Consider the following 4,375-nt stretch of genomic DNA (forward strand, 5'->3'; position numbering starts at 1 on the left):
AGAAAAATGATCCCGGAGCCTCGTGGGCTCAGGTGGCCGGTGTGCGCCTGCCGGACAGGATTTGCAACTTGAACAGCATTGAAAGGCAAGATATGAGCAGAACCCGCGTGGTCGGCATTCTGGGCGGCATGGGTCCGGCTGCAGGTGCAGACTTTGCCCGATTGTTTGTCCAGGCCTGCGCGGACCATATGCGCTCGCTGAACATTCAGGTGTCTGACCAGGCCTTTCCCGAGCACTGGCTGGCGCAGGTGCCGGTGCCGGACCGCAGCAACGCGCTGGGTTCACCGGGGCCGGGCGGCCATCAGCCCCTGGATCCCATGTTGCAAGCAATGGGGAAACTCGCCGCGTTAGGTGCCACCACCGTCGCGGTGGCGTGCAACACGGCCCATGCGTGGCACGCCGAACTGCAGGAGCGCTTTCCCCAGCTTGAAGTGCTGCACGTGGCGCGTGAGGTCGCGCAAAACCTGGCTGGCCGCGGGGTAGGGCAAGTAGGTTTGCTGGCGACCGAGGGCACCTACCGGGCAGGGCTCTACGACCAGGCCCTGCGGCAGGCGGGTTTGCAATGCCACATTCCTTCCGTTGAAGAGCGTGAGCGCCTGATGCGCGGCATCTATGAGGGCGTGAAAGCCGGCAACATGGCTTTGGCGCGTGAGTGTTTTGCGGGCGTGGCCAGCGCGCTTGCCGGGCGGCACGGCCTTTCAGTGCTGGTTCTGGGTTGCACCGAGATTCCGCTGGCACTCAGCGCGGTGCCTGGCATGGATTCACTTGAGCTGGTGGACCCGGCGGCCCTGCTGGCGCGGGCGCTGGCGCAGCGAGCGTATGCCTGAGCGTTCATCACCATCCTGCATGGCTCAAAACAGCCAATTCTTGAATAAAATAGGCCTCTGACCCAATGGGAATGGGCGCGAGTAGCTACAAAAATGATAGCGAAAACGGGGCGGCTTCCCAGTCTCTCAATCGGCTGACGCGCTCCAGCGGTTGTCCCAGGCCTTGTCGAGYGTGCGGCGGTCGCGTTTGGTGGGGCGCCCATGCTCCAGGCTGCCGGCCGGATCGGCTGCCACCCGGCGCTGCTCGGCGGCCTCGGCTTTGAGGCGCAGGCTTTCTTCGGTTTCTTCGTAGAGCTGCTGGGCTACCGGGGCTGCGCCTCGCAGCTTGCTGATGCCGCGCACCATCAGGGTACGGGTGTAGGGGCCCTGTCGCAGTGTCACGGTGTCGCCGGATTTGACTTCACGCGCGGGCTTGGCTTCGATGCCGTTGATGCGCACGCGGCCCTTGTCAATTTCTTCCACGGCCAGGGCGCGGGTCTTGTAGAAGCGGGCGGCCCACAGCCACTTGTCGATTCGCAATTTGTCCATTGGGGCCTATTCTGTACCAAGGCATGGGGCGCTGTGTAGGATGGCGCCGCTTTTGGATCGTGAACAGGTTCTCACGTCGTGGGCAGGCGTACCGTGGCGTCCAGGCCCGTCACGCGGCCGTGCACGACGCGGTTTTCCAGCGAAATGCTGCCATGCATGGTTTCGGTGATCTCGCGGCAAATGGCCAGGCCCAGGCCGGAGCCGTGGCGCACGTTGCCTGCGGAAAAGGGCTGATAGAGCCGCGCCGACAACTCCGCCGACACCCCCGGCCCGCTGTCGCTGATGGTCATGGCGACAACGCGGGCGTCGCACACGATGCGCACCGCCAGCGTGCCGCCGGCCGGCGTGTGCTTGATGGCGTTGTGCAGCAGGTTGCGCGTGAGTTCGCCCAGCATCCATTCATGCGATGTGACGCGCGCCGGCACGGTTTCTATCTCGAAATCGATGTCTTTCTCGGCAATCAGGGGCGAGAGGTCCAGCGCCACAGAGCGCACCACCTGCGCCAGGTCGATGGCCTGCAGGTCAGCCTGCTGGCGCAATTGCTCCACCTTGGCCAGCGCCAGCATCTGGTTGGCCAGGACGGTGGCGCGGTCCACCGTCTGGTTGATTTCCGCCAACGCCTCACGGGCGTCCATGTCGCCGCGCAGCGCGGACTGCACCTGTACCTTGAGCACGGCCAGCGGCGTGCGCAGCTGGTGGGCCGCATCGCGCACAAAGCGCTTCTGGTTGTCCAGCAGGTGCTGCAGCCGGCCCATGACCTCGTTGGTGGCATCCACCAGCGGCAGAAGTTCGCGGGGTGCATCGGGCGCGGTAATCGCCGTCAGGTCGCCTTCGGGACGGGCCTGCAGCTCGGCGCTGAGGCGCCGTACGGGCCGGGTGGCGCGCTGCACCACGACGATCGCCACCAGGGCGATCACCGCCAGCAGCAGGGCCTGGCGCCACAGTGTGTCGAACAGGATTTTGCGGGCCAGTGTTTTGCGCAGTTCCAGGGTTTCGGCTACCTGAATCACCGCCATGGCGCGGCCTTTTGCACTGGCCACGGGCTGCAGCAGAACCGCGACCCGCACATCGTCGCCCATGAAGACGTCATCATAAAAATCCACCAGCGCCGAATAGGGCGGCCGTGCCGGAATGCGCCCGTGCCAGAACGGCAACTCCGAAAAACCGGACACCATGCTGCCGCCGAGGCTGGACACCCGGTAAAAAAGCCGGCTCTGGTTGTCAGCCTCAAAAGCTTCCAGCGCCGCATAGGGCACCGTGACGCGCAGCTCGGATTGCTCGTCGTAGCCCGTTACATCGAGCTGCTCGCCGATGGATTTGGCAGAAGCCAGCAGCGTACGGTCATAAGCCGTGTTCACCGCGCCCAATGCCTGCTGGTACAGGCTGAAGGTGTTGGCCACTACCAGCAGGCCCACCGGCAAAAGGATGCCGATGAGCAGGTATCTGCGCAGGGAGATGGCGCCTGCGCCGGGTTTGGTTTCGGGTGCTGCGGGGGGAACTGCCTGAATGTCCTGTCGCGGCTGCGGGGAGCTCATGCATCCACTTTCAACAAGTAGCCCAGGCCGCGCAGCGTGACCAGCGTGACGCCGGTTTGCGCCAGTTTCTTGCGCAGGCGGTACACCACCACTTCCACCGCCTCGTATTGCACGTCCGCCTCGCCGGGAAACACCAGCTCGAACAAACGCTCTTTGGACACTGCATGGCCGGGTTTGGCGATCAGGGCCTGCAACAGCGCCAGTTCACGGGGGGTCAGCTCCAGCACCTGGTCGCGGTGGTAGATGGCCCCGCTGTCTTTTTCATAGCGCAGCTCGCCCACGATCTGTGCGCCGGCATCGTTTTCCGCGGGAAGCGCGGTTGCCGCGCGCCGGCGGCTCAGGGCGCGCAGACGTGCTTCCAGTTCGTCCAGGTCGAAGGGTTTGGGCAGGTAGTCGTCGGCCCCGGTGTTCAGGCCCATGATGCGGTCACCTACCGTGCCGCGTGCGGTCAAAATTAGCACCGGTGTGGCCAGCCCCTTGAGGCGCGCCTGCTCCAGCACCTGCAAGCCGTCCATCCCGGGAAGGCTGAGGTCCAGCACCACCACATCGGGCTGGGTGTCCGTCCATTGCGCCAGCGCCAGGCGCCCGTCGGTGCAGCTGAAAACCTCCATGCCGCGGCGGCCCAGTGTCCGCTGCAGCGCAGCCTGCATCGACGCATCATCTTCGATCAGTAACAATTTCATGGGGGCAGAATGGGCTAGGACCTGAAAACAGGGTGTTAGCAGGCCCTAGACATTAGCACTTTCCCCAATGCTTCCGGACAGCCGTTTGACAGAAACGAAGCGCATGATAAGCCCGTGATCGGCTGGATGCCTTCGCCAGCCCGGCAAGCTCAACAATTTCACAATCCTATTTTCAAGGAGACACTCATGCGTCGCGATACCTTTCTTAAATCCCTGGCAGCCATGGCGGCTGCGGGCGCCTTGCCCCTGCCGGCTTTTGCCGCCGCCAACGTCAAGATGATGATTCCCGCCAATCCCGGCGGCGGATGGGACACCACGGGCCGTGCCCTGGGCAAAGCCCTGACGGACTCCAAGGCCGCCGATACCGTGACCTACGACAACAAGGGCGGCGCCGCCGGCGCATTGGGCCTGGCCCAGTTCGTCAACGGCTCCAAGGGCGACCCCAACGCACTGATGGTGATGGGTGCCGTCATGCTGGGCGGATTGATCACCGGCAAGCCGCCGGTCAGCCTGTCGCAAGCTCCCCCGATTGCACGCCTGTCCAGCGAATACAACGTGTTTGTGCTGCCCGCCAACTCGCCATTCAAATCCATGAAAGACGTGGTCGAGCAACTCAAGAAAGACCCCGGCAGTGTGAAATGGGGCGGCGGTTCGCGCGGCTCCACCGAGCACATCGCAGCGGCCATGATCGCGCAGAAGGTCGGCGCCGATCCCTCCAAGATCAACTATGTGGCTTTCCGCGGCGGCGGTGAAGCCACGGCAGCCATCCTGGGCGGCAACGTCACGGTGGGCGGCAGCGGCT

General features: G+C 64.3%; 5 protein-coding genes. 2 read left to right on the forward strand and 3 right to left on the reverse strand.

What is annotated here, in order from left to right:
- Window positions 1-92: 92 nt before the first annotated feature.
- Window positions 93-827: an aspartate/glutamate racemase family protein gene (locus AC1D1P_RS15495; RefSeq protein WP_477673595.1), complete on the forward strand. Its 735-nt coding sequence runs from the start codon at window positions 93-95 to the stop codon at window positions 825-827.
- A 126-nt stretch (window positions 828-953) separates the two neighbouring features.
- On the opposite strand, the gene AC1D1P_RS15500 is transcribed toward AC1D1P_RS15495, so the two are convergent.
- The 3 genes from AC1D1P_RS15500 to AC1D1P_RS15510 form a co-directional block, all read right to left on the reverse strand.
- The gene (locus tag AC1D1P_RS15500; RefSeq protein ID WP_477669011.1) at window positions 954-1,355 is read right to left on the reverse strand and encodes an RNA-binding S4 domain-containing protein; all 402 of its coding nucleotides are present in this window, start codon (window positions 1,353-1,355) and stop codon (window positions 954-956) included.
- Between the two features lie 71 nt (window positions 1,356-1,426).
- Window positions 1,427-2,890 carry a sensor histidine kinase gene (locus tag AC1D1P_RS15505; protein WP_477673596.1) on the reverse strand — a complete coding sequence of 488 codons (1,464 nt, stop codon included), beginning with the start codon at window positions 2,888-2,890 and terminating at the stop codon, window positions 1,427-1,429.
- On the reverse strand, window positions 2,887-3,573 hold the full coding sequence (locus AC1D1P_RS15510; RefSeq protein WP_477669013.1) for a response regulator: 687 nt from the start codon (window positions 3,571-3,573) through the stop codon (window positions 2,887-2,889). The genes AC1D1P_RS15505 and AC1D1P_RS15510 overlap by 4 nt, the downstream gene beginning before the upstream one ends.
- A gap of 186 nt (window positions 3,574-3,759) precedes the next feature.
- Here AC1D1P_RS15510 and AC1D1P_RS15515 point away from each other — a divergent pair.
- On the forward strand, window positions 3,760-4,375 hold a 616-nt coding region (locus AC1D1P_RS15515; RefSeq protein WP_477673597.1), incomplete at its 3' end, for a tripartite tricarboxylate transporter substrate-binding protein.

This window comes from Polaromonas sp. P1_E1_2 (genome assembly GCF_056406035.1).

Coding starts and splice junctions, on each gene's coding strand:
- AC1D1P_RS15495 (WP_477673595.1), top strand. CDS start 93: ATGAGCAGAACCCGCGTGGTCGGCATTCTGGGCGGCATGGGTCCGGCT.
- AC1D1P_RS15505 (WP_477673596.1), bottom strand. CDS start 2,890: ATGAGCTCCCCGCAGCCGCGACAGGACATTCAGGCAGTTCCCCCCGCA.
- AC1D1P_RS15510 (WP_477669013.1), bottom strand. CDS start 3,573: ATGAAATTGTTACTGATCGAAGATGATGCGTCGATGCAGGCTGCGCTG.